Origin of the sequence: Kitasatospora sp. NPDC056184 (genome assembly GCF_042268405.1) — a bacterium.
In the GTDB taxonomy this organism is placed as follows: Bacteria; Actinomycetota; Actinomycetes; order Streptomycetales; family Streptomycetaceae; genus Kitasatospora.
Genome location: NZ_JBHJUI010000002.1, coordinates 77,130 through 98,431, shown reverse-complemented (window position 1 = coordinate 98,431; position 21,302 = coordinate 77,130). Strand labels below are relative to the sequence as shown.

The 21,302-nt window shown below is 75.1% G+C and carries 22 protein-coding genes; 11 read left to right on the top strand and 11 right to left on the bottom strand.

The window, feature by feature from the left end; genetic code table 11:
* Positions 1 to 62 precede the first annotated feature (62 nt).
* Both ACFC0B_RS05530 and ACFC0B_RS05525 read left to right on the top strand, forming a co-directional pair.
* Entirely contained in the window at positions 63 to 1,061 is a 999-nt protein-coding gene (locus tag ACFC0B_RS05530) for a hypothetical protein (protein ID WP_376082623.1), read from the top strand.
* 149 nt (positions 1,062 to 1,210) lie between these two features.
* Positions 1,211 to 2,464 (top strand): MFS transporter, encoded by a 1,254-nt coding sequence (locus tag ACFC0B_RS05525; protein ID WP_376082620.1) that lies wholly within the window; start codon positions 1,211 to 1,213, stop codon positions 2,462 to 2,464.
* Positions 2,465 to 2,504: 40 nt separating this feature from the next.
* Here ACFC0B_RS05525 and ACFC0B_RS05520 read toward each other — a convergent pair whose 3' ends face one another.
* Positions 2,505 to 4,145 (bottom strand): MFS transporter, encoded by a 1,641-nt coding sequence (locus tag ACFC0B_RS05520; protein WP_376082617.1) that lies wholly within the window; start codon positions 4,143 to 4,145, stop codon positions 2,505 to 2,507.
* A 282-nt stretch (positions 4,146 to 4,427) separates the two neighbouring features.
* On the opposite strand from ACFC0B_RS05520, the gene ACFC0B_RS05515 reads away from it, so the two are divergent.
* Positions 4,428 to 5,282: a LysR family transcriptional regulator gene (locus ACFC0B_RS05515; protein ID WP_376082614.1), complete on the top strand. Its 855-nt coding sequence runs from the start codon at positions 4,428 to 4,430 to the stop codon at positions 5,280 to 5,282.
* Positions 5,283 to 5,313: 31 nt separating this feature from the next.
* On the opposite strand, the gene ACFC0B_RS05510 is transcribed toward ACFC0B_RS05515, so the two are convergent.
* Together ACFC0B_RS05510 and ACFC0B_RS05505 are read right to left on the bottom strand one after the other, a co-directional pair.
* Positions 5,314 to 6,150 (bottom strand): ABC transporter permease, encoded by an 837-nt coding sequence (locus tag ACFC0B_RS05510; protein WP_376082611.1) that lies wholly within the window; start codon positions 6,148 to 6,150, stop codon positions 5,314 to 5,316.
* Positions 6,147 to 7,076: an ABC transporter ATP-binding protein gene (locus ACFC0B_RS05505; RefSeq protein WP_376082608.1), complete on the bottom strand. Its 930-nt coding sequence runs from the start codon at positions 7,074 to 7,076 to the stop codon at positions 6,147 to 6,149. The genes ACFC0B_RS05510 and ACFC0B_RS05505 overlap by 4 nt, the downstream gene beginning before the upstream one ends.
* A gap of 134 nt (positions 7,077 to 7,210) precedes the next feature.
* On the opposite strand from ACFC0B_RS05505, the gene ACFC0B_RS05500 reads away from it, so the two are divergent.
* A complete protein-coding gene (locus ACFC0B_RS05500) occupies positions 7,211 to 8,452 on the top strand; it encodes a sensor histidine kinase (protein ID WP_376082605.1) in 1,242 nt (413 codons plus the stop codon).
* A complete protein-coding gene (locus ACFC0B_RS05495) occupies positions 8,449 to 9,117 on the top strand; it encodes a response regulator (protein WP_376082603.1) in 669 nt (222 codons plus the stop codon). The genes ACFC0B_RS05500 and ACFC0B_RS05495 overlap by 4 nt, the downstream gene beginning before the upstream one ends.
* Positions 9,118 to 9,298: 181 nt before the next feature.
* On the opposite strand, the gene ACFC0B_RS05490 is transcribed toward ACFC0B_RS05495, so the two are convergent.
* Complete coding sequence (locus tag ACFC0B_RS05490; protein WP_376082601.1) at positions 9,299 to 10,036, bottom strand: class I SAM-dependent methyltransferase; 738 nt, start codon at positions 10,034 to 10,036, stop codon at positions 9,299 to 9,301.
* A gap of 158 nt (positions 10,037 to 10,194) precedes the next feature.
* Between ACFC0B_RS05490 and ACFC0B_RS05485 the strand changes: the two genes are divergently transcribed.
* Complete coding sequence (locus tag ACFC0B_RS05485; protein WP_376082598.1) at positions 10,195 to 10,353, top strand: hypothetical protein; 159 nt, start codon at positions 10,195 to 10,197, stop codon at positions 10,351 to 10,353.
* A 49-nt stretch (positions 10,354 to 10,402) separates the two neighbouring features.
* Positions 10,403 to 11,083, top strand: a complete 681-nt coding sequence (locus ACFC0B_RS05480; RefSeq protein ID WP_376082596.1) for a transcriptional regulator — start codon at positions 10,403 to 10,405, stop codon at positions 11,081 to 11,083.
* 23 nt (positions 11,084 to 11,106) lie between these two features.
* Here ACFC0B_RS05480 and ACFC0B_RS05475 read toward each other — a convergent pair whose 3' ends face one another.
* The 6 genes from ACFC0B_RS05475 to ACFC0B_RS05450 form a co-directional block, all read right to left on the bottom strand.
* On the bottom strand, positions 11,107 to 11,700 hold the full coding sequence (locus ACFC0B_RS05475; protein WP_376082594.1) for a hypothetical protein: 594 nt from the start codon (positions 11,698 to 11,700) through the stop codon (positions 11,107 to 11,109).
* A 209-nt stretch (positions 11,701 to 11,909) separates the two neighbouring features.
* Entirely contained in the window at positions 11,910 to 12,503 is a 594-nt protein-coding gene (locus tag ACFC0B_RS05470; RefSeq protein ID WP_376082592.1) for a DedA family protein, read from the bottom strand.
* Positions 12,500 to 13,270, bottom strand: a complete 771-nt coding sequence (locus ACFC0B_RS05465) for a class I SAM-dependent methyltransferase (RefSeq protein WP_376082591.1) — start codon at positions 13,268 to 13,270, stop codon at positions 12,500 to 12,502. Before ACFC0B_RS05465 ends, ACFC0B_RS05470 begins: the two co-directional genes overlap by 4 nt.
* A 152-nt stretch (positions 13,271 to 13,422) precedes the next feature.
* A complete protein-coding gene (locus tag ACFC0B_RS05460; protein ID WP_376082589.1) occupies positions 13,423 to 14,472 on the bottom strand; it encodes a HEAT repeat domain-containing protein in 1,050 nt (349 codons plus the stop codon).
* A gap of 171 nt (positions 14,473 to 14,643) precedes the next feature.
* Positions 14,644 to 14,931, bottom strand: a complete 288-nt coding sequence (locus ACFC0B_RS05455) for a hypothetical protein (protein ID WP_376082586.1) — start codon at positions 14,929 to 14,931, stop codon at positions 14,644 to 14,646.
* A gap of 11 nt (positions 14,932 to 14,942) precedes the next feature.
* Entirely contained in the window at positions 14,943 to 15,377 is a 435-nt protein-coding gene (locus tag ACFC0B_RS05450; RefSeq protein WP_376082583.1) for an ATP-binding protein, read from the bottom strand.
* Between the two features lie 303 nt (positions 15,378 to 15,680).
* Between ACFC0B_RS05450 and ACFC0B_RS05445 the strand changes: the two genes are divergently transcribed.
* From ACFC0B_RS05445 to ACFC0B_RS05435, 3 genes are all read left to right on the top strand, one after another.
* On the top strand, positions 15,681 to 16,526 hold the full coding sequence (locus ACFC0B_RS05445; RefSeq protein ID WP_376082581.1) for a helix-turn-helix transcriptional regulator: 846 nt from the start codon (positions 15,681 to 15,683) through the stop codon (positions 16,524 to 16,526).
* The gene (locus tag ACFC0B_RS05440; RefSeq protein WP_376082578.1) at positions 16,523 to 16,741 is read left to right on the top strand and encodes a DUF397 domain-containing protein; all 219 of its coding nucleotides are present in this window, start codon (positions 16,523 to 16,525) and stop codon (positions 16,739 to 16,741) included. The genes ACFC0B_RS05445 and ACFC0B_RS05440 overlap by 4 nt, the downstream gene beginning before the upstream one ends.
* Positions 16,742 to 16,913: 172 nt before the next feature.
* Positions 16,914 to 17,378: a DUF6623 family protein gene (locus tag ACFC0B_RS05435; protein WP_376082575.1), complete on the top strand. Its 465-nt coding sequence runs from the start codon at positions 16,914 to 16,916 to the stop codon at positions 17,376 to 17,378.
* A gap of 21 nt (positions 17,379 to 17,399) precedes the next feature.
* Here the strand turns inward: ACFC0B_RS05435 and ACFC0B_RS05430 are convergent, their stop codons facing one another.
* The gene (locus ACFC0B_RS05430; RefSeq protein ID WP_376082573.1) at positions 17,400 to 18,617 is read right to left on the bottom strand and encodes an ROK family transcriptional regulator; all 1,218 of its coding nucleotides are present in this window, start codon (positions 18,615 to 18,617) and stop codon (positions 17,400 to 17,402) included.
* A gap of 297 nt (positions 18,618 to 18,914) precedes the next feature.
* Between ACFC0B_RS05430 and helR the strand changes: the two genes are divergently transcribed.
* Positions 18,915 to 21,140, top strand: a complete 2,226-nt coding sequence (gene helR, locus ACFC0B_RS05425) for an RNA polymerase recycling motor ATPase HelR (RefSeq protein ID WP_376082570.1) — start codon at positions 18,915 to 18,917, stop codon at positions 21,138 to 21,140.
* The last annotated feature ends 162 nt before the right edge of the window (positions 21,141 to 21,302 follow it).

The window sequence follows — 21,302 nt, the reverse complement described above, 5'->3', positions numbered from 1 at the left end:
CGGGTGCCCCGGTCCGGCGGCACCCGGTGGCCGGGGCCCCGTCCGGGCGCTGCCATGGACCCATGAACGTACGGAGCCGCCTGCGGTGGGACGCGGTCCCGCCGGCGACCGGCGCGGCGGTGATGGCGACCGGCATCATCTCGGTCGGCTTCCACCTCGCCGGCTTCGACGCCCTGTCGGTCGCGGACCTCTGGATCGCCGGGCTGCTCTGGCTGCTGCTGGCCCTCGCCTTCACCGCCCTGCTGCTGGGCGACCGGCGCGGCTGGACGGCCCGGGCGCAGACCCCGCCCGCGCTCACCGCGGTCGCCGCCACCACGGTGCTCGGGGTCCGGCTCGACCAGCTCGGCTGGACGGCCGCCGCCGAGGCGCTGCTCGCCGTCGCCGCCCTCGCCTGGCCGGTGCTGCTGACCGCCGTGCTGCGCCACCTGGGCCGGCGGCTGCCGGGCGCGGCGTTCCTGATCTGCGTCGCCACCCAGGGCCTGGCCGTGCTCGCCGCCACCCTCGCCCCGCACACCGCCGACTGGCTGGCCTGGGCGGCGCTGCCGGTGTTCGTCCTGGGCCTGGTGCTGTACGGGGACGCGCTGGTCCGCTTCGACCCGCGCCAGGTGACGGCGGGGGCGGGCGACCACTGGGTGTCCGCGGGCGCGCTGGCGATCTCCGCGCTGGCCGCCTCCAAGCTGCTCGCCTCCGGGGTGTGGAGCGGCGGCGCGCACACCGTGCTGCGGGTGGTGACGCTGGTGCTGCTCGGCCTGGCGCTGGCCGGGTACGCGGTGCTGGCCGCCGCCGAGGTGCTGCGGCCCCGGTTCCGCTACGACCTGCGCCGCTGGTCGACGGTCTTCCCGCTGGGCATGACGGCGGTGGCCGCGCTGTCGGCCTCGGCGGCGGCGCGGGTGGACTGGCTGGACCCGCTCGGCCGGGCGCTGCTGTGGGTGGCGGCGGCGGTCTGGCTGGTCGTCGCCGTCGGCGCGCTGCGCCGGCTGCGGCCCGGACCGGGCCGGGCGGACGCCCGGGCCGCCGGCCCAGGCCGCGCGGGGCGGGAGGCCCATCTCCACCGGAGATGACTGACATCTCGAAGGATCGCCGGGAACGAGGAAGCGGGACGACCGGTCCAGCGCTGATCACTGCGTGGACGGCGGCGACGGCGCCGCCGTCCGCCGCCCAGCACAACGGTCCGGGCCGGCCTCGCCGGCTCCCCCTCGAAGAGGTGCCCATGTCCTCCGCATCGTCCGGCCTCCGTTCCCGCCGCCGCAAGGCCGACCCCGCCGAGCCCACCAAGCCCACCGAGCCCGCCCACGGCGTGCCCGGCTGGCTGATCGTCCTGCTGGCCGTCGCCTCCGGCAGCACCGTCGCCAACCTCTACTACGCCCAGCCGCTGCTGTCCGCGCTGGCCGAGGCGTTCCACACCGACACCGGGACCGCGGGGACGCTGATCACCCTCACCCAGATCGGCTACGTGCTCGGCATGGTGTTCCTGGTCCCGCTCGGCGACCGGCTGGAGAAGCGGAACCTGATCAGCGCCCTGCTCGCCGTCACCACCCTCGCCCTGGTCGCCGCGGGCGTCTCGACCGGCTTCCCGATGCTGCTGGTCGCCTCGCTGGTGGCGGGCGCGACCTCGGTGGTCGCGCAGATCCTGGTGCCGCTCGCGGCCGGGCTCGCCCCCGACCACGCCCGGGGCCGGGTGGTGGGCCGGGTGATGACCGGTCTGCTCACCGGCATCCTGCTCTCCCGCACCCTGAGCAGCCTGGTCTCCGACCTCGCCGGGTGGCGCGCCGTCTTCCTCGGCTCGGCGGGCCTCATGGTCGTCCTCGGCCTGGCTCTGCGGGCCGCCCTGCCCGCGCACGCACCGACCACCACGATCCCCTACCACCACGTGCTGCGCTCCACCGTCCGGCTGGTGCGCACCCACCCGGCGCTGCTGCGGCGCGGGCTCTACCAGGCGGCGATGTTCGGCGCGTTCAGCGCCTTCTGGACGACCGTCTCGTTCGTCCTGACCGGCCCGTCCTTCCACTACTCGGCGACCGGGGTCGGGCTGTTCGCCCTGGTCGGCGCGGCCGGTGCGGCCGTGGCGCCGTTCGCCGGGCACTGGGCGGACCGCGGCCTGGCCCGGCCGATGACCGGCGTGGCGCTCGCGGTCGCGGGCGTGGCGTTCGCGGCGGCGGGCATCGGCGGGCACAGCGTGGTGGTGCTCGCGCTGGCGGCCGTGCTCGTCGACATGGCCGTGCAGACCACGCTGATCCTCGGCCAGCACACCGTGTACCAGCTCGACCCGGCCGCGCGGGCCCGGCTGAACAGCGCGTTCATCGCGATCTTCTTCGTGGGCGGCGCGGCCGGCTCGCAGCTCGGCTCGGTGCTCTACCGGACCGGGGGCTGGACGGCGGTGACGGTGCTGGGCGCCGCCCTGCCGCTGGCGGCCCTGCTGTACTGGGCCACCGAGCGGCGCGGCGGGCCGGTCGCGGAGGTGTGAGGTCCGGGAGGGGGCGGAGCTGACGGCCGGTCCGCCCCGGCTACCGGAGCCCGGCCGCCGGCGGCAGCGGCCCCGCCGAGACGTCGAAGGCGTGCGTCACCGCGGGCGCGGTCCCGGGGCGCAGCAGCGCCCGGGCCTCCTCCTCGTCCCGGCGGTCGGCGGCGGTGAGCCGGCCGCCGTGCTGGGCGAGGTGCTCGGCCCAGGAGGAGACCAGGTAGGTCTCGACGAACCGCTCGGGCGCGCCGCCGTCCTGGTAGAGGCCCCAGCTGAGCGCGCCGGTGCGGCGGCGCGAGGCGGCGACCCGGCGCATCCGCGCGGTGAACGCGGCCCGGTGCTCCGGCTCCACCCGGTACTCCACGGAGACCAGCACGGGTCCGTCCGCGTGGCCCGGTTCGACCGCCAGCGGGGGCTGCGGCCAGTGCTCGGAGGGCGTCGGGTCCACCCCGTCCCCGGCGTACAGCGGCAGCCGGCGGGCGCCCAGCGCCCCCAGCAGCAGGACCGCGCCGGCCGCCAGCAGCGCGGCGCCGGGCCCGTGACGGTCGGCCAGCACACCCCACAGCGGGGCCGCGAGGGCCTGGCCGCCCTGGAAGACCAGCAGCTGGACGGCCAGGCCGCGGGCCCGCACCCAGCCGGGCAGCCGGGTCTGGACCGCCGCGTTCAGGGTGGAGAGCACCGCGATCCAGGCCACGCCGGCGGGCAGCAGGGCGAGGCCGACGAGCCAGGGCAGGCGCACCGTCGCCAGGACCGCCAGCACCCCGGCGAGCACGACCGTGCCCGCCACCAGGGTGCCGTTGGCCCCCAGCCGGCGCCGCAGCAGCGGCAGCGCGAACGCCCCGCCCACCGCGCCGACGCCGACCGCCCCGAGCAGCAGGCCGTAGCCGCCCGGGCCGAGGCCCAGCGACCGGCGCGCGACCAGCGGCAGCAGCGCCCAGAGCGCGCCCGCGCCGGGCACGAACAGCGCGGTGCGCAGCAGCACCCGCCGCACGCCCGGCGCGTGCCGGATGTAGCGGCGGCCCGCGTGCACGGCCGCCAGCAGTCCCTCGTCCCCGCCGGTCGGGCCGTCCTGCGGCGCGGTCCGGCGCCAGCGCAGCAGCACGGCCAGGACGCAGAGGTAGGAGGCGGCGTTGAAGGCGAACACCCAGCCCGCGCCGGCCGCCGCGACCACCGCGCCGCCGACGGCGGGGCCGACCGCCCGTGCCAGGTTCATGTTGACGGCGCCGAGCGCCGCGGCCTGCCCCAGCTGCCGGCGCTCCACCAGCTCCGGCTGGACGGCCTGCCAGGCCGGGCCCATCACGGCGGTGCCGCAGCCCAGCAGGAAGGTGAGGCCGAGCAGCGGGCCGGGGGTGAGCGCGCCGGCGAAGGCCAGCACGGCGAGGACGGTGGCGACGGCGAGCATCGCGAGCTGGGCGGCGATCAGCACCGAGCGCCGGTCGCGGCGGTCGGCCAGCACGCCGGAGGGCAGCGCCAGCAGGACGACCGGCAGGCTCGCGGCGGTCTGCACCAGGGCGAGCAGGGCGGCGTCGTGCCCGACCAGCAGCCACTGCGCGCCGACGGTCTGCATCCAGCTGCCGACGTTGGAGACGAGTTGGGCGATCCACAGGGCGCGGAAGACCCGGCCCGCGAGCGGGGCCCACGCCGAGTCGTCCGCCGGGCGCCGGGCGGGGGTTGTCACTGTGCTCATACCGGTCCGTTGCGGGTGGGGGTCGGGGGTCACGGTCCGACCGGACCCCGCCGGGGGTACGACGGTCCGGTCGGACCGTACGGAGGCTAGGGCGGTCCCGGCACCCTGGTGTGCCCGTGGGCGCACGGATCGTGCCCCGGGAGTGCACGGCGCGCGCCAGCCGGCCCGCCAGCCGCACGGCGGCGCCGCGTACGATGCGGCCGGGGATTGACGATCGTCCCGTTCCGGCCCGGGTTCTGCTCCCGGGCGAGCCGGGCGGAACACGGCCGAGCGGGAGCGCTGGTGGATCTGCGGCAGATGGAGGTCGTCGTCGCCGTCGCCGAGGAGGGCGGTTTCACCGCGGCCGCGCGCCGGCTGAACGTCGTGCAGTCGGCGGTGTCGGGCACCGTCCGCGCCCTCGAACGCGAGCTGGGCACGCCGCTGTTCGACCGCACCACCCACCGCGTGGCGCTGACCGCGGCGGGCGAGGCGTTCCTCCCGGCGGCGCGGGCGACGCTCAGGACCGCCGACGCGGCCCGGTCCGCCGTCGACGCGGTGCGCGGGCAGCTGCGCGGGCGGATCACCGTCGGCACCATGCAGGGGGTGTGGGCCGACCTCCACCTGGCGCTGGCCGCGCTGCGGGCCGAGCACCCCGGCGTGACCGTCCGGCTGCGCCAGGCGGCGGTGGCCGACATCCGGCAGGCGCTGCGCGAGGGCACCGTCGACCTGGCGGTGGTGGCCCTCGACCGCCAGCAGCAGCGCGGGCTGACCGCGCGGCTGCTGTCCCGGGAGGAGATGGTCCTGGTGGCGGCGCCCGGACGGCTGCCGGCCGGACCGGTCGCCCTCGACGAGGTGGCCGCGCTGCCGCTGGTCGACTTCACGCCCGGGTGGGCGATCCGGTACGCCGTCGACCGGTCCTTCCGGGCCGCCGGGCTGGACCGGGAGACCACCTTCGAGGTGAACGACATCGTCGCGGCGTCCGAACTGGTCCGCAACGACCTGGGGGTCTGCGTCATGCCGCGCTCGATCGCGGACCGCTTCCCCGACCTCGCCCGGCACCGGTTCGCCCGGCACGCCCCGACCTGGCAGGTCATGGTGGTCCGCCCGCCCGGCGAGGCGCCGCCGGCGGTGGCGGCACTGCTGCGCCACCTCGCCTGACCGGCCGCCCGCCGGTGCCCCCGAGCCGGGCTCAGACGTCCCGGCGGTGCACGGCGGCCGCCGCGACCAGGGCCGCGCCCACCGCCCAGCCCGCGAAGGCGAGCCACGACCCGAGCGCCGTGGCCGGGTACGGCGGCAGCAGGACCCGCGTCGGGTCGGGCGTGGCCAGCCACCTCCACGCCGTGAACGGCATGGCGTGCGCGATCGCCGCCGACCAGCGGTGGTCCTCGTTGAAGGAGGCGGGCAGCAGGAACAGCACCAGCACCGTGGTGACCACGCTCGCCGCGGCGTGCCGCAGCAGCGTCCCCAGCCCGAAGCCGATCAGCGCGCAGACCGGGGCGAGCACGGCGGCGCCCGCGACGGCGGGCAGCACCCCGGGGTCGGCGAGCGACACCCCGGCGTGCCGCCGGCCCAGCAGGGCCTGGGCGAGGCCGAAGGAGACCCCCGAGGCGCACACGCCGAACCCGAGCATGACCGCCGCCAGCACCCCGGCCTTGGCCAGCAGCACCGCCCGGCGGTCCGGGACGGCGGCGAAGGTGGCGCGGATCATCCCGGTCGCGTACTCGCCGACGATCACCGCGGCGCCGACGCCGCCCGCGAGGAGCATCAGCAGGTCGGCGGCCAGCCCGGTGAAGGAGGCGTTCACCGCCACGCCGACGTACCCGGACCCGGGCGGCGGGCCGCCGGGCCCGGTGTGGATGTAGGTGTAGCGCGCGGCGTTGAGGTTGACGCCGACGAGGACGAGCGCCCCGAGGCCCAGCACCCAGGGCATCGACCGCAGCGACCAGAACCTGATCCACTCGGCGGCGAGGAGGTCGCGGAAGCGCGGCCGGGGGTCGGTGGCGGCGCGGGTCAGGGCGGTGGTCATCGTGCTCCTCCGGCGGGGTGGTCGACGCGGTCGGCGGTGAGCGCCATGAACGCCTCCTCCAGGGAGGCCGTGCGGGCGGTCAGTTCGAGCAGCGGGATGCGGTGGTCGGCGGCGAGCGCGCCGATCCTGGCCGCGTCCAGGCCGGTCACGGCGAGCGCGCCGTCCCCCGCGCCGCGCGACACCGCGCCGCCGGCCGCCGTCAGGACGCCCGCCAGCGCCTCGGGTTCGGCCGTGCGGACGGTCACGCCCGGCCGAGCGCCGGCCGGCCCGGCGCCGCGGGCGGCGAACTCGGCCACGGTCTCGGCGGCGATCAGCCGGCCGCGTCCGATGACCACCAGACGGTCCGCCGTGTGCTCCATCTCGCTCATCAAGTGACTGGAGACGAACACCGTCCGCCCCTCCGCCGCCAGATTCCGGAACAGACCGCGCACCCAGCGCACCCCCTCCGGGTCCAGCCCGTTCAGCGGCTCGTCGAACAGCAGCACCGGCGGATCCCCGAGCAGCGCCGCCGCGATCCCGAGCCGCTGCTTCATCCCGAGCGAGTACCCGCCGATCCGCCGCCCGGCCGCCCCGGCGAGCCCCACCTCCTCCAGCACCGCGTCCACCCGGGCCCGCGGCACGGCGTTGCCGCGGGCCAGCGCCCGCAGATGGGCGCGCCCGCTGCGACCGCCGTGGACGTCCCCCGCGTCCAGCAGCGCGCCGACGTGCCGCAGGCCGCGCGGCCGCTCCCGGAACGGACGGCCGCCGACGGTCGCCGTCCCGCCGGTGGGCGCGCTCAGGCCCAGGATCATCCGCAGCGCGGTGCTCTTCCCGGCGCCGTTCGGCCCCAGGAACCCGGTGACCTGCCCCGGGTGGACGGTGAAGGTGAGGTCGTCGACGGCGGTGGTGCGGCCGTAGCGCTTCGTCAGTCGGTGCACTTCGATCATGCCCACCACGGTGCCGCCCGGCGGCCGGACGGCGCATCGGCCCCGGGCCGACACCCGGACGGCCCGGCTGTCACCCCCGGTCGTACACCCGTGGTCCGATGCCGCGCCGGACGCCGCCTCGTTACGATCACCCCATGTCCGCGACGCCCCAGTCCCCCCTGCTCCTCCCGCCCCGGCTGCGGCGGGTGCCCCCCGGCGCCTGGACGGCGCTCGCGTGGTGCTTCGCGCTGCTCTCCCCCTCCCTCGTGCCCACCGCCCGCCCGGTCCACGGGCCCGCTCCGGACGGCGCCCACGCCACGGCCGTCCACCAGGACTGGGCGAGCGCCGCGGTCACCACCCCCGTCGCCTTCCTCGCCGCCGCCCTGCTGCGCCGCCGGCCGCGCACGGCCGTCGCCCTCCTGCTCGCCGCCACCGTGGCGCAGACCAAGGCCTGGCGCTGGGAGCTCGAACTGCCGCCGACCTCGCTGCTCGCGGTCGCCGCCGCCCTCTGCCTGGTCACGGCCGCCGAACCGCGCCGGACCTCGCGCGCCGCGCTGGCCATGGTGCTGGGCGTGCTGACCCTCCATCTGATCCTCTCCCCCGCCCTCGGCGGCGGCCTGCTGCTCACCGGCACCCGGATCGGCGCCAACGACGCCGGCGTGCTGATCGCCGTCATCGCCTGGCTGGTGGGCCGCTCGGTGCACCAGTCCCGGGCGCACGCCGAGGCGCTGAGCGCCCGGGCGGCCGCCGAGGCGGTCACCGCCGAACGGCTGCGGATCGCCCGCGAGATGCACGACACCGTCGCGCACAGCATCGGCATCGTCGCCCTCCAGGCGGGCGCGGCCCGCCGGGTCATCGACACCCGGCCGGACCGGGCGCGCGAGGCGCTCGGCGAGATCGAGACCGCCGGCCGCGAGACCCTGGCCGGCCTGCGCCGGATGCTCGGCGCGCTGCGCCGGGCCGACGACTCCGCCGAGCCCTCGGCCGCCGCCCTGCGCCCGCCCGGACTGGCCGACCTCGACGGGCTGAGCGCCGCCACCACCGCGGCGGGCGTGCGGGTCGACGTCCGGTGGCACGGCGAACGGCGGCCGCTGCCACCGGAGATCGACCTGGCGGCGTTCCGGATCGTCCAGGAGTCGGTGGCCAACGTGGTCCGCCACGCCGACGCCCCCTCCTGCCGGGTCACCGTCGACCACCGGCGCCCGGCGGAGCTCGCCATCGAGGTCACCGACCGCGGCCGCGGCCGCGGCCGCGGCGCCGCCCCCGGCGCCGGCTACGGCCTGGCCGGCCTGCGCGAGCGGGTCGCCCTGCTGCACGGCGAGTTCGACGCCGCGCCGCGCCCCGGCGGCGGCTTCCGGGTCGCCGCCCGGCTGCCGGTCGCGCGGGAGGCCCGATGACTCCCCCGGTCCGCGTCCTCCTCGCCGACGACCAGCCGCTCGTCCGCGCCGCCCTGGAGATGGTGATCACCGAGGCGCCCGACCTGGAGGTGGTCGGCGAGGCCGCCACCGGCGCCGAGGCCGTCCGGCTCGCCGAGGAGCTGCGGCCCGACGTGGTGGTGATGGACCTGCGGATGCCCGTCCTCGACGGCATCGAGGCCACCCGCCGGGTGACGGCCGCACCGGACGCGGCCCGGGTCGTCGTGCTCACAACCTTCGACGAGGACGAGAACGTGCACGCCGCCCTGCGCGCCGGGGCCTCCGGATTCCTCGTCAAGGACATGGCCCTGGACGACATCCTCGCCGCGATCCGGGTGGTGGCCGCCGGCGACGCCCTGATCGCCCCGAGCGTCACCCGCCGCCTGATCGCCGAGTTCGCCGCCCGCCCCGCCGCCGCCGCACCTCCCACCGGCCACCGCCTCACCGGCATCACCGACCGCGAACGCGAGATCCTCACCCTCGTCGGCCGCGGCCTGTCCAACACCGAGATCGCCGCCGAACTCGTGCTCAGCACCGCCACCGTGAAGACCTACATGACCCGCCTGCTCACCAAGCTCGCCGCCCGCGACCGCGTCCACCTGGTGATCCTCGCCTACGAGTCCGGCCTGGTTCCCCTCCCCCGGTGAAGGTCGGATTCCTCGGCCCGTCGGCGGAAGGGATCACCCGCCATGACCGCCGCCGAGGTCGTCCCGTCCGCCCCGAGCGCGACGCCCGGCACCGGGGCCCGGGACCGAACCGGGCAGCGGGCCCGAGCACGCCCGGACACGCCTGACGGGTGTGGCGCCGGGAGCGACCGGGGCGGACGGGTCACGTGTGCGCGACCACCAGGAACTCTCCGTCGCCGGAGCCGACGGGTTCGCGGTGCCATCCTCCGTAGATCCACTCGACGGTGAAGCCCGCGTCCCGCAGCGAGGCGCGGAGGTCGTCCTCGCCGCGGAAGGCGAGCGTCCCCGTACTCAGCAGTTCCCCACCGTCCGGGAAGCGGTAGTGCTGGGTGAAGCTCACCACGCCGGGCCGGTCCTCGGTCGTGTCGTCCCACAGCGTGACCTCGCGGCCGTCCGGCAGGGTGACGTGGCGCAGCGACTCGGCCGGGGTCCACTCCTCCCATTCCCGGGGCTGCGGGTCGCGGGCGTCGAACACGAGCCGGCCGCCCGGGACGAGGCTTCGCCGCAGATCCGCGAGCACCTCCGCCCACGCTTCGTCCGTCACGAAGAACTGTGCGACATGGCTGCTCATGACGGCCGCGTCGAAGGCCTCGTCGGGAAGGTCGCGCGAGGTGCCCTCCAGCCAGGTCACCTTCTCGGCGCCGGGTTTGGCGCGGGCCGCGTCGAGCGACGCCACGGCGGGGTCCACTCCCGTCACGGTGTGCCCGGCGGCCGCGATGCCGAGGGCGAGGCGGCCCGTGCCGCAGCCCAGGTCGAGGACGCGCAACCGCTGCTCCGGTTCCCCGACGACGGAGAGGAAGAAGTCGTCCCGGTACGACCACGGGAACTCGGCGTCGTACACGGCCACGAGCAGGGGATCACGGAACTCGGCATGGAACATGACCGGATCGTAGGCGGACCGCCGTCCGGGCCGCCACGGATTATCCGCTCCGCCACCGGGGCGCCGCGCGGCGGACTGCGGACGGCGGACGCCACGAAGTGCTCGCCTCCGCCCGCTCGGTTAGCGTGAGGACGCCGGCCGGCCCGCAGGCCCGGCCGGTGGCAGAGCACGGCTTCCGGGCCTTCGTCCACGACCGGCGCGGGCACGGACGCCGCGCGAGGTGCGCGGCGTACGAAGATGCCCCGCACGGGCTGTCGACCGTGGCACCCTTCGAGGACCGGTTCGACGCCGAGCTGTTGGCCTTCCTCCGCGGCTGACCGACGGACCGGAGGCGGGGGAACCCGGTCAGTGATGCGGAGGGCGTCCATGCCGAGCAACCAGCCGGAACCCCCGGCCGAGCAGCGGCTCCGTGACCTGCGCGCCGAGTTGACCCCGGCGGCCGAGCCGGATCCCGCCGTCGTGACCGAGTTCGCGGCGGGGCGGGGGCGGCTCGCGGTGCTCGCCGAGCTGGCGGCGCAGCAGCGGCGGGTCATCGTCTCCGACCGGCGCAGCCTGCTGCTGCTCGCCACCCGGTGCGCCGACGGGCCGCTGGGCGCGTGGTTCGCCGGGCTGGCCGACGGCGAGAGCGCCGCGCTGCGCACCCTGCCCGCGCTGGCGGCCGCCTGCGGACCGGCCCCCGCCCGGTCGGCCCCCGTCGGGGCGCCGCTTCCCGGGTGCCAGGCCTACCCGGCGTACCTGGCCTGGCTGGCGCTGAACGGCCGGCCGGCCGCCGCGGCGGCGGCGCTCGCGGCCAACTTCGCGGCCTGGGGCGGTTACTGCGCGACGCTGGCCGGGGCACTGCGCCGGTTCCACGGGTTCGACGAGGAGGCGTGCGCGTTCTTCGACTTCTTCGCGCAGCCCGCGACGGCGTTGGAGCGGGCGGCGGCCGAGGCGCTCGGACCGGCGGGGCTGACCGCCGGTCCGGACCTCGACGCCGCCCGCGAGTACGGCCGGCTGCTACAGGCCTACGAGCGGCTGTTCTGGAGCACGCTCGCCGAGCTTCCCTGAGCCGCACCGGGCAAGGATCCGGCTCACGCCTGCCAGTGCGGCTTGCCGCTGACCATCCGGCAGGTGATCACCCGGCCGCCCGCCTCGTGGGTACTCCTGCCGAGGTCGTCGTTGCGGCAGAACTGGCCGGCCTTGTAGCAGTTGCCGGCGTTCGACTTGATCTCGCAGTCGCCGGTCGCCGCCGCGGCCTTGGTCTCGGCGGGCGCCGGGTCGGGGTCGGTCGGCGGCTGGGCGGTCGTGACCTTGGGCTGCGGCTCGGCCTTGGTGGGCGTCGGCTGCGGCTTGGGGGTGGTGGCGGCCTTGCTCGGCTGGGTCGTCTTCGGCGGGGCCGCCGGGACGGTCGGCGCGGGCGCGGCGGCGGTCGGCTCCGGCGCCGGGGGCGCGGGCGGCGGCGTCCGGACGGGCTCGGCCGGCGGCGTGGTGGCCACCGGAGCCGGCGGTGCCGGGGCGGGCGCGGCCGGGGTGGTGGCCTCGGCCGTGACGGCGGGCGAGGAGACCGCGGCGGTGGCGGTGTCCCCCGTCGTGGGGTCACAGCCGGTCAGTGCGAGGCCGACGGTGAGGACGAGTCCGGCGACGGCGGCCAGGCCGCGACGACCGCCGCGCATCCGTGAAGACATGGACGTGAACACTCCGTTCCGATTGGAAGAGGTTCGCGATTCAACCATGCCTGGCACATGATCCGTCCATACTTCAAACACTTGCCAGCAGATCGAGATCTGACGATCACTGAGCGTCGATCAGCGAAGCGTTTCGATCACCTACCGCCGAATTCGGTCAGGAAGGGTCGGACAACTGTCACCGGACACCCCGGCACTCCCCGGCACCGTCAGCACCGCCTCCTGAACCGCAGGACCACGCCCGCGACCACCAGAGCGGCCGCAACGGCGAGGACGGGGCCGCCGACGGTGACGAGCCGTTGGAGGGAGGTCGCCGCCGCGTATCCGGTGCCGGCTTCGGCGGCAGCCCACAGTCCGGCGGCGCAGGCACTGTAGGAGGCGATCCTCCGGTAGGGCAGGCCGGTGGCTCCGGCGAGATGGGGAGTGAGGGTGCGGACCATCGGCAGGAAGCGGCCGAGGAACACCGCCCGGCCCCCGTGGCGGGTCATCAGGCCCTCGGCGTGCTGCCAGGCCGCGGCGGGGATGCGCCGGCCGATGCCGCCCTCGCGCAACCGCTCGCCCAGGGCGCCGCCGGTGCGGTGGGCGAGGTAGTCGCCCGCGACCGCGGCGGTGGCGGCGGCCGCGATCACGAGGGGCAGGCTGATGGTGCCGGCGCGGGCCAGGGCGCCGGAGGTCGCCAGCAGGGCGAAGGTGGGGGTGAACGCGCCCAGCAGCAGGACCGACTCGGCGCAGACGGCCAGGGCCACCACCGCGTACACGGCGAGCGGCGGCAGGTCGCCGAGGGCGTCGGTCAGGAAGTTCACCGCCGGGCACCGGCCTGCTCGTCGGACTGCTGGTCGGCCTGCTCACCGATCTGCTCGTCGGCCCGCTCACCGGTCGCGTCGGGGCGCCGCAGCTCCCAGACGTGGGCCGGGGGCAGGTTGGCGAGAACGGTCCAGCGACCGGTGGCGTAGCGGTGCTGGTAAGCGGCCGTGATCTCGTCGACGGCGGCGTGCCGGCGCGCTTCGGCGCGGGAGGCGAGGAGGGTGCGGGCCCGCCGGGTGCCCAGGTAGGCGAAGTAGGAGAGGGTACCGCCGGGGTGGAGCAGGTCCAGGTAGCGGGCCATGATCCGTTCGACCCGGTCGGGGGCGAAGTTGGTCAGCGGCAGGCCGGAGACGATGACGTCGTAGCGCCGGTCGGTGTCCAGGTCCTCGACGTAGGCCTGGTGCACGGTGACCCGGGTGTTCCGGGCGGGCGGGGCCGGGTGTGCGTCGAGGAGTTCGTGGAGCCGGGCGACGAAGCGGGGGTTGGCCTCCACGAGGTCGAGGCGGCTGCCGCGCGGCAGTTGGGGCAGTAAGGCGCGGGTGATCGCGCCGGTGCCGGCGCCGGCCTCCAGGACGGAGAGCGGGCGCGGGGCCCGGACACGGATCGGGTCGGTCACCGTGCGGGCCAGCGCCCTGCCGCTGGGGGCGACGGCGCCGGTGGTCCGCAGATCGCGCGCGGCCTCCCGCAGGAACGCCCAACCGTCGGTGCGGCCGCGTGTCGTGGAGGGGCCTCGGTCCGCGGCCCGCCGGTCGGTGTGGTGGTTCATGGATTCGACGGTAGGAACCGGCACGCCGCCCCGGGACGGCCGTTGTGCGACGCGTTCCCCCGACGAAAGTAGGGGGAACGCCCGCCCTCATGGCGTGACGGGGACGGGATCCGGTCGAGCTCCCTCACCCGTTTCCCCTCCACCGCCCTCCTTCAGGTCCGGCGCGGAGCGGCGAGGTCCGCCAGTACCAGTTCGGCCGCCCGTGTCGGGTTCCCGTCGGCGCGGGCCAGCAGCGAAGCGGCATCGTACGCGGCGCCGGCCGTTCCCCGGACGGTCACCCGCAGGTGGTGCACCGATTCGTGGCGCGGTGAGTCGAGCGCGGCGCCGACGCCCGGGCGCAGGCGTTCCAGTTCCACGACGACCGTCCAGGCGTCGTCCTCGATCCGGGCCCGCTGGACCGGGTCGCACGCCTTGATCGCCCGGTCGGTCCCGTCGGGGTCGTGCTCATAGGCGTGCAGGGCCGGAAGGAGTTCGGGGGCGCCCAGGACCTCCGCCGCTTCCAGGAGGAAGACCTGGGGCCCGTCGGCGGAGTCCAGCAGGCGCGCGACCAGTGGCACCGCCCGGGGGTCGCGCCGTCGGGCCAGACCCCGCGCGGCCTCCTGCCGGACTTCTCCGTCCTCGTCGGTGGCGCAGGTCCACAGCGCGTCCCTGATGGCGGCCGTGTCGTGGTCCAGTTGGCAGCCCAGCGTGAAGGCCGCCCAGTTGCGGACATCGGGGTCCTGATCGCGGGTGAGCCGGATCAGGGCGTGGACCTCGGCCCCGTCCGGCCGTCCGCTGTTGGCGGAGCCGATCGCCGCGGCCACCCGGCCGCGTACGTCGGCGTCCGCGTGCCGGGAGAGCCGCACCAGGACGGGAACGGCGCGCGGGTCCCGCGTCCGGCCCAGGCCGACCACCAGGGAGTGCAGCACGTCGACTTGGGTCTCCGCCTCGGCCGGCGCCATCAGGACGGTGGCCGCCTCGCCGCGCAGGGGCTCGTGCCGGTCGGCCGCGCCGGCCACCAGATCGCAGCCCACCTCCCGCTCCAGGGCGTCGGTGGATTCCAGCAGCGCCGACCCGCAGCGCAACGCGCTCAGCCCGCTGTCACCCTGCACCGCTTCCGCGACGAGCGCCCAGTAGGCGTGCTCGTCGCGGTCCGCCTCCGAGGCCCGCGCCACCCGCGCCGCCGCCATCAGGCGCCCCACCAGCCCCGCGCTGTCGTCCATGCGGGCCATTCTTGCCCCGAGGGCCCGCTGCCGGATAGCGATTTCCCGGGGCCCCGGCGGACACGTCCTCCGTCCGCCGCCCTGATCCCGACACCGATGACGAAAGGGAGGGAACGCCCATGACCACCGATTGGCAGTGGGACGACACCCTGTTCGCGGGCACCGAGGTCGTCATCCGGCATCGGCAGGAAGGGGCCAATCACTGACGGCCCAGCGGACGCACAACTGGTGGACGCTGCCGGGAAGGATGACCGGCAGCGACAACGGCCCCGTGGAGTCCAGGTATTCGCGTACGAGACGCTCGGAACAGGGCCCCGTCAGGTAGCGCTCGAACCACTCCCACTGCGGCCGGCTCATCGGCCGGAACCGAAGGGCGGTCCAGAGCGCGGCGAGCGCCTTCGGGAGTAGCACGTAGGTCGTCGGCGGCAGGATGCCGCCGGTGATCTCGACGGTGACCAACCGGTCCTCCCTCATGCCAGGCCCTCCAGGCAGTCGAACGCCGGTCCGATCTCGCACCAGACGACCTTCCCGACGCCGTTTCTGGGGCAGCAACCCCACTTCTCCGACAGCGATTTCACGAGCAGGAGGCCGCGCCCGGACTCCTCGTCACGGTCGGCTGCCCGAAGAACCGGCGCACGGTCGGCCAGCGCGTCGTGCACCTCGATCCGCAGGCGGACGGAATCGGCGGACAGCTCCAGCAGCACCCGGTTGTCCCGCGAGGAGCCGTGCACCACCGCATTCGTCACCAACTCGCTGACGAGCAACAGACCCGTATCGATGAAACGTTCGCCGCCGACGACGTCGCCGAGCAATCGTTCGAGGCATCGGCGCGCCTCTCCCGGCGACCGCCTGCTGCGCGGGAGCCAATGGCTGGCATTTCGGGCTGATGGGGGAAATCCGGACACGGGCTGCCGCCTTCCGCACAGAGGTTCCAGCCAAGGCGGCCGCCAAAGGGCATGGGAATGCCCGATGGTCGGTCGCGATGGACATGTGAGAGCAAGTCGCCACACATGGCCATCACGGTGCGTCATACTCTCGTCACGATCAGCATGGATCAGGCGGCGGCCCAACCGCAAGTCAAGTCGAGGAAATATGAAAACTTTCACCCCTTGGCTCAAGGTGCCGCCTCTAGAGTCGAGTTGCCGGTGGCGAAGCACCGACGCGACCGTGCACACTGGTCCACGCACCACTCAGGAGGGGCTACAGACATGGCAATTGCCGTTCCGGCCGTGCGCTACCGGCGCATCGCGGCAGAGCTGCGGAGGCTTCGCGAGCTCAGGAACCTCTCGGCGGAGGAGGTCGCGGCCCAGGTCGACGGCGTCAACCTGGTGAAGCTGAGCCGATACGAGAACGCCCGGGTCCAGCTGAAGCCCGACGTCGTCCGCGCGCTCCTCGACTTCTACGAGTGCGATCCGGAGCTCAAGGAAGTACTGGTCGACATCCTCAAGGACAAACACCGCCCGGGCTGGGCAGCCGGATTCGATCAGCTCAACTCCCTGTACCACGACCTGATCAGGCTCGAAGAGACCGCGATCGGCAACAAGTCCTACGAGTCCTCCTACATCCCCGGCCTGCTCCAGACCCGTCGATACGCGCACGCCATCATCTCAAGCGGCGTCTTCACGACGCCCAGCGTCGAGGCCCGGGTCGACGTGCGGATCAATCGGCAGTCGGTGCTCACCCGGGCCGAGATGCCGCTCAAACTCTGGGCGGTCATCCACGAATCGGCGCTGACGATGAGGGCTCCGGATGGCGTCATGGCCGACCAGCTCGACAAACTGATTCAGTGGAGCGACCTTCCGAACGTCAGCATTCAGATCATGCCCGCGTTCGCACCTCCGCACCCCGGCATGAGCGGTCCGTTCACGCTCCTGGAGTTCCGGCAGCGCGATCTCGACCTCGTCCTGCTCAGCGACATGCTCGCCAGCAACTGGGTGGAGAGCCCCGGTCACGTCGATCTCTACCGAACGGCTTTCGACGAGATCATGGCGACCGCCCTGAGCCTCGGCGAATCCCTCAACGTCATCCGAGAGAAGAGAGATCAGCTCAAGTGACCCATTACCCCGTCGCCTCCGCCCTACCGGTCACCTGGACGAAGGCGACTGCCAGCAACCCGAACGAGAACTGCGTGGAGTTCGGGCAGTTGAGCGGCTCCACCCTGGTCCGCGACAGCAAGGACCCGCACGGCCCCGCGCTCGCCTTCACCGGCGCCGCCTGGCTCGCCTTCGTCGCCGGCATCAACGCCGGGGACTTCCCCGCCCACCGCTGACGCCCCGCGGCCCCGCACCATTGCGGTGCGGGGCCGTTTCATTCACCGTTACTCTACGGATCGATAAATGGCCCGCGATAGCGGAAAGTATGCGGCGCCCTGCTCTTGAAAGCCCCGACTCCCGGGTGTGAGACTGCAAGAAAAGAAAGAACCTGCCGAGGAGGTGGGTCTTGTGACGTTGCAAGCGAGTTGGATCCACGGGAACGCCATGGTGGTGGAGAATCCCGAGAATCTCAGCCGCAACGGACACTTCGGGTGGGGTGCCGATGTCGACATCACCCCCGGAAAGAGCAGTTGGTTCCACGTCGCCGTACCGACGCCGGTGATCGTCAACGACGTCCGGTCGAACCTGGTCAAGGTCTTCGTCCTGTTCATGACCGACGTCGGATTCGGCCGGCTCACCCGGGTCCACGTCTGGGACGGTTCCGCCCAGGTCCAGCAATTCGAGAACCTCGCCGGCGAAGGCGAACACCGCACCGGATTGGACGGTCAGAACACGTTCGTCCTCGACCAGCCGCACTCCGTGGCCTTCGGTATCGGAATCTCCTTCTTCGTCGTCGCCGCGATCGGGTTCGACACGCCGATCGCCCCCTCGCGTTTCATCCTCGGAACGGCGGGCGGTGATTTCACGACCTGACCAGCGGTCGATCCCGGCCGCTCAGTCCACCAGTGCCGAGCGGCGTTCGAAGACCTCGGGGCGGGCCCGGTCCAGGGCGGTCGCGAGGGCGCCCAGCAGGACGGCCTCCTCGCCGAGGCGGCTCGGGGCGAGGGTGGGCCGCATCGGGCTGAGGCCGTCGAGGGCCTGACCGAGGGGGTCGAGCAGCAGGTCGGCGCTGGCGCCGATGCCGCCACCGAGGACGATCAGGTCCGGGTCCAGCACCGCCGACAGCACCGCGACGGCGTAGGCGAGTTGGCCCGCCGCGCGGTGCACGGCGGTGACGGCCGACGGGTTGCCGGAGCGGGCCGCGTCGAAGACCTCCTTGGCCGTCAGCGGGCCGGTCATGCCGAGGTCGAGGGCGGTGCGGACGACGGCGTCGGCCGCCGCGGCCTGCTCGACGGTGCCGCCCGGCGTGCCGTCGGCGTGCGGCGGGAGCGGGACCAGGCCCACCTCGCCCAGGGCGCCGTGCGCGCCGACCAACGGCTCGCCGTCCTTGACCACGCCGACGCCGAGGCCGGTGCCGACGAGCACGTAGGCGAACATCCGGCTGCCGCTCCCCCGGCCGGCGCCGAGCGTGTACTCGCCGAGCGCGGCGAGGTTGGCGTCGTTGCCGACGGTGATGACGGTCGCCAGGCCGTCCGCTATCCGGTCGAACAGCCCGGGTCTGCCCCAACCCGGCAGGCTGGTGGCGTAGCGCACGCCGCGCCGCTCTTCGTCCCAGACGCCGGGCGTGCCGATCACCGCGTGCACGATGTCCGCCGCCGCCAGGCCGGCCTCGGTGGTGGCCTCGCGGGCCGCGGCCACCACCGCGTCGGCCACCGCGTTCGCCGTCCGCCCCGTGTTGGGGATGTCCCGGCGGGCCACGATGTCCCCGGCGAGGTCGGCGACGGCGACCCGCAGCCGGGCCCGGCCGATGTCGACGCCGAGGACGTGCCCGGCGCGCGGGTCGGGCTCGTACAGGACGGCTGTGCGCCCGCGCTCGGGGACGAACCGCCCCGCCTCACGGGCCAGCCCGGCGTGTTCGAGGGCGGCCAGGGCGGTGGAGACGGTGGGCTTGGACAGGCCGGTGTCCCGGGCGAGCTGGGCGCGCGAGGACGGGCCGCCGAGGCGCAGCCGTTCGAGCAGCAGCCACTCGTTGTTGCTGCGCAGCCGCTGCCGGTTCCACGGCTGCGCCGGCGCGGGGCCCGGCGGAACGGTGGTCGGCAGGTCGCGGCTCATCGGGTCCTCCGGTCTCGGGCACGGTCCCGGGCGCAGTCGGGGTGCGCCGGTCGGCGCACCCGGGGCCCGGGCATCAGCCAGTATGACCGGTCGTCACGCCGCTCACCGGCGGGTTCTCACGCGCACGGACGGAAGGCCGAGGGGGAAGGAAGCGGGGGCGGCAGGGGGGCGGTGGGACGTCACGCTCCTCCTGCCACTCTCAACGTATAGCGCACGGGGGGTCTTGCCGCAAGGCCCCGGTGCCGGCGCACAATCGTCGACCGAAGCCGGAACCAGCCCCTTTGGGAGTTTTGCCAAGTGCCTTCCCCCCTGTCGGAACCGCGGATCGCAGCCGCTGCCACGACCTCCCTCGCCACCAGCGTGTTCGCTCTCCCCGACCGCCTCTCCGCCAAGGCCGACCCGTCGCTGGTCGCCCAGGACGAGCGGCACTTCGCGGCCGTCACGGCGAGCCTGGAGCGGGCGGTCGCCGAGGTCTCCGACCGGCTCGACGCCGCCCGGCGGGCCCCCGGCGGCGCCGGCCGGGCCGCGATGGACCGGGACATCGAGGTCCACCGCCTGACCGGCCGCCTGCGCGCGCTGCGCCGCTTCGGCCTGGACCTGTGCCTGGGCCGGATCGTCCCGGCAGACGGCGGTGCGCCGGTCTACATCGGCCGCCTCGGTCTCACCGACAGCGAGGGCCGCCGGCTGCTGCTGGACTGGCGCTCGCCCGCCGCCGCGCCGTTCTTCGGCGCCACCCACGCCGATCCGGCGGGCCTGGCCAGCCGCCGCCGCTACCGCTGGACGGGCGGCCGGATCACCGACTACTGGGACGAGGTGTTCGCGCCCGAGGGCCTGGAGGGTCACGCCGCCCTCGACGACCAGTCCGCGTTCATCGCCACCCTGGGCGGCAGCCGCTCGGCCCGGATGCGGGACGTGCTGGCCACCATCCAGGCCGACCAGGACGCCGTCGTGCGGGCCGGCTCGCGCGGCGCGCTGGTCGTCGACGGCGGTCCCGGCACCGGCAAGACGGTGGTCGCGCTGCACCGCTCGGCCTACCTGCTCTACGCGGACCCGCGGCTCGGCCACCGGCGCGGCGGCCTGCTGTTCGTCGGCCCGCACCAGCCCTACCTGGACTACGTCTCCGACGTGCTGCCCAGCCTCGGCGAGGAGGGCGTGCAGACCTGCACCGTGCGGGACCTCGTCGCGGAGGGCGCGGGCGCGGCGGTCGAGCGCGATCCGGAGGTGGCGCGGCTGAAGTCCTCGGTGGCCATGGTGCGGGCGGTGGAGCAGGCCGTGCGGATCTACGAGGAGCCGCCGACCGAGGGGATGACCGTCTCCACGGACTGGGAGGACCTCTGGCTGAGCGCCGACGACTGGGCCGAGGCCTTCGAGGCGCCCGATCCGGGCACCCCGCACAACGAGGCGCGCGAGCAGATCTGGGCGGAGCTGGCCGAGCTGCTGCTGGCCAAGCTGGACGGCGGCGAGGAGATCCCGGTCGAGACCTTCCTGCGCTCGCTGCGGCGGGACGAGGAGCTGGTGACCGCCCTGCACCGCGCCTGGCCGCTGCTGGAGGCCGCCGACCTGGTCGGCGACCTCTGGACGGTGCCCGCCTACCTGCGGCTGTGCGCCCCGTGGCTGACCCCCGAGGAGGTGCGCCGGCTGCAGCGCGCCGAGGCGCGGGCCTGGACGGTCTCCGACCTGCCGGTCCTGGACGCGGCGCGCCGGCGGCTCGGCGACCCGGAGGAGGCCCGGCGCAGGCGGCGCCAGGAGGCCGCGCTCGCCGCCGAGCGGGACCGGATGGCCGAGGTGATCACGGACATCCTGGCGGCCGACGACGACGGCGAGGGGGCGGTCGCCATGCTGCGCGGCCAGGACCTGAGGGACACCCTGGTCGACGGGAGCGCGCTGCCCGGCCCCGACCCGGACCGGCTGGCCGGCCCGTTCGCCCACATCGTGGTGGACGAGGCCCAGGAGCTGACCGACGCCGAGTGGCAGATGCTGCTGCTGCGCTGCCCGTCCCGGAGCTTCACCGTCGTCGGGGACCGCGCCCAGGCCCGGGACGGCTTCACCGAGTCCTGGCAGGAGCGGCTGGCCCGGATCGGTCTGGACCGCACCGAGGTCGCCTCGCTGAGCGTCAACTACCGCACGCCCGAGGAGGTCATGGCGGAGGCCGAGCCCGTCGTCCGCGCCGCCCTGCCGGACGCCAACGTGCCCGTCTCGGTGCGCCGCAGCGGGGTGCCGGTCACGCACGGGAGCGTCGAGGAGCTGGACGGTGTGCTCGGCGGCTGGCTGGCGGCGCACGCCGAGGGCACGGCGTGCGTGATCGGCGACGCGGCGTCCACCGCGGGGTTCGCGGAGCGGTTCCGCGGGACGGACCGGATCCGCGCGCTCACGCCGCAGCTGGCGAAGGGGCTGGAGTTCGACCTGGTCGTGCTCGTCGACCCGGCGTCCTTCGGCGGGGGCGTCGCGGGCGCGGTCGACCGCTACGTCGCGATGACCCGGGCGACCCGGCAGCTCGTCGTCCTCACCGGCGCCGCCGGGTGACCGTGCGCTGGTCGCAGCCCGTCCGCGAGGGCTGCGACCAGCGCGGTCGGTGTGCGTCCTAGCAGTCGGGGACGGTGGTGCCGTTGTTGTCCTTGGCGGTGTCGTTGCCCCACCGCGACAGGTAGAACGCCGACACCCACTGACCGCTGGAGCCGACGTCCG

What these genes read in the sequence shown, in the direction of transcription:
- ACFC0B_RS05465 (WP_376082591.1), bottom strand. Translation starts at nt 13,270, where the DNA reads ATGAACCACCACACCGACCGGCGGGCCGCGGACCGAGGCCCCTCCACG.
- ACFC0B_RS05525 (WP_376082620.1), top strand. Translation starts at nt 1,211, where the DNA reads ATGTCCTCCGCATCGTCCGGCCTCCGTTCCCGCCGCCGCAAGGCCGAC.
- ACFC0B_RS05480 (WP_376082596.1), top strand. Translation starts at nt 10,403, where the DNA reads ATGCCGAGCAACCAGCCGGAACCCCCGGCCGAGCAGCGGCTCCGTGAC.
- ACFC0B_RS05460 (WP_376082589.1), bottom strand. Translation starts at nt 14,472, where the DNA reads ATGGACGACAGCGCGGGGCTGGTGGGGCGCCTGATGGCGGCGGCGCGG.
- ACFC0B_RS05520 (WP_376082617.1), bottom strand. Translation starts at nt 4,145, where the DNA reads ATGAGCACAGTGACAACCCCCGCCCGGCGCCCGGCGGACGACTCGGCG.
- ACFC0B_RS05430 (WP_376082573.1), bottom strand. Translation starts at nt 18,617, where the DNA reads ATGAGCCGCGACCTGCCGACCACCGTTCCGCCGGGCCCCGCGCCGGCG.
- ACFC0B_RS05490 (WP_376082601.1), bottom strand. Translation starts at nt 10,036, where the DNA reads ATGTTCCATGCCGAGTTCCGTGATCCCCTGCTCGTGGCCGTGTACGAC.
- ACFC0B_RS05530 (WP_376082623.1), top strand. Translation starts at nt 63, where the DNA reads ATGAACGTACGGAGCCGCCTGCGGTGGGACGCGGTCCCGCCGGCGACC.
- ACFC0B_RS05510 (WP_376082611.1), bottom strand. Translation starts at nt 6,150, where the DNA reads ATGACCACCGCCCTGACCCGCGCCGCCACCGACCCCCGGCCGCGCTTC.
- ACFC0B_RS05505 (WP_376082608.1), bottom strand. Translation starts at nt 7,076, where the DNA reads ATGATCGAAGTGCACCGACTGACGAAGCGCTACGGCCGCACCACCGCC.
- ACFC0B_RS05475 (WP_376082594.1), bottom strand. Translation starts at nt 11,700, where the DNA reads ATGTCTTCACGGATGCGCGGCGGTCGTCGCGGCCTGGCCGCCGTCGCC.
- ACFC0B_RS05445 (WP_376082581.1), top strand. Translation starts at nt 15,681, where the DNA reads ATGGCAATTGCCGTTCCGGCCGTGCGCTACCGGCGCATCGCGGCAGAG.
- ACFC0B_RS05495 (WP_376082603.1), top strand. Translation starts at nt 8,449, where the DNA reads ATGACTCCCCCGGTCCGCGTCCTCCTCGCCGACGACCAGCCGCTCGTC.
- ACFC0B_RS05500 (WP_376082605.1), top strand. Translation starts at nt 7,211, where the DNA reads ATGTCCGCGACGCCCCAGTCCCCCCTGCTCCTCCCGCCCCGGCTGCGG.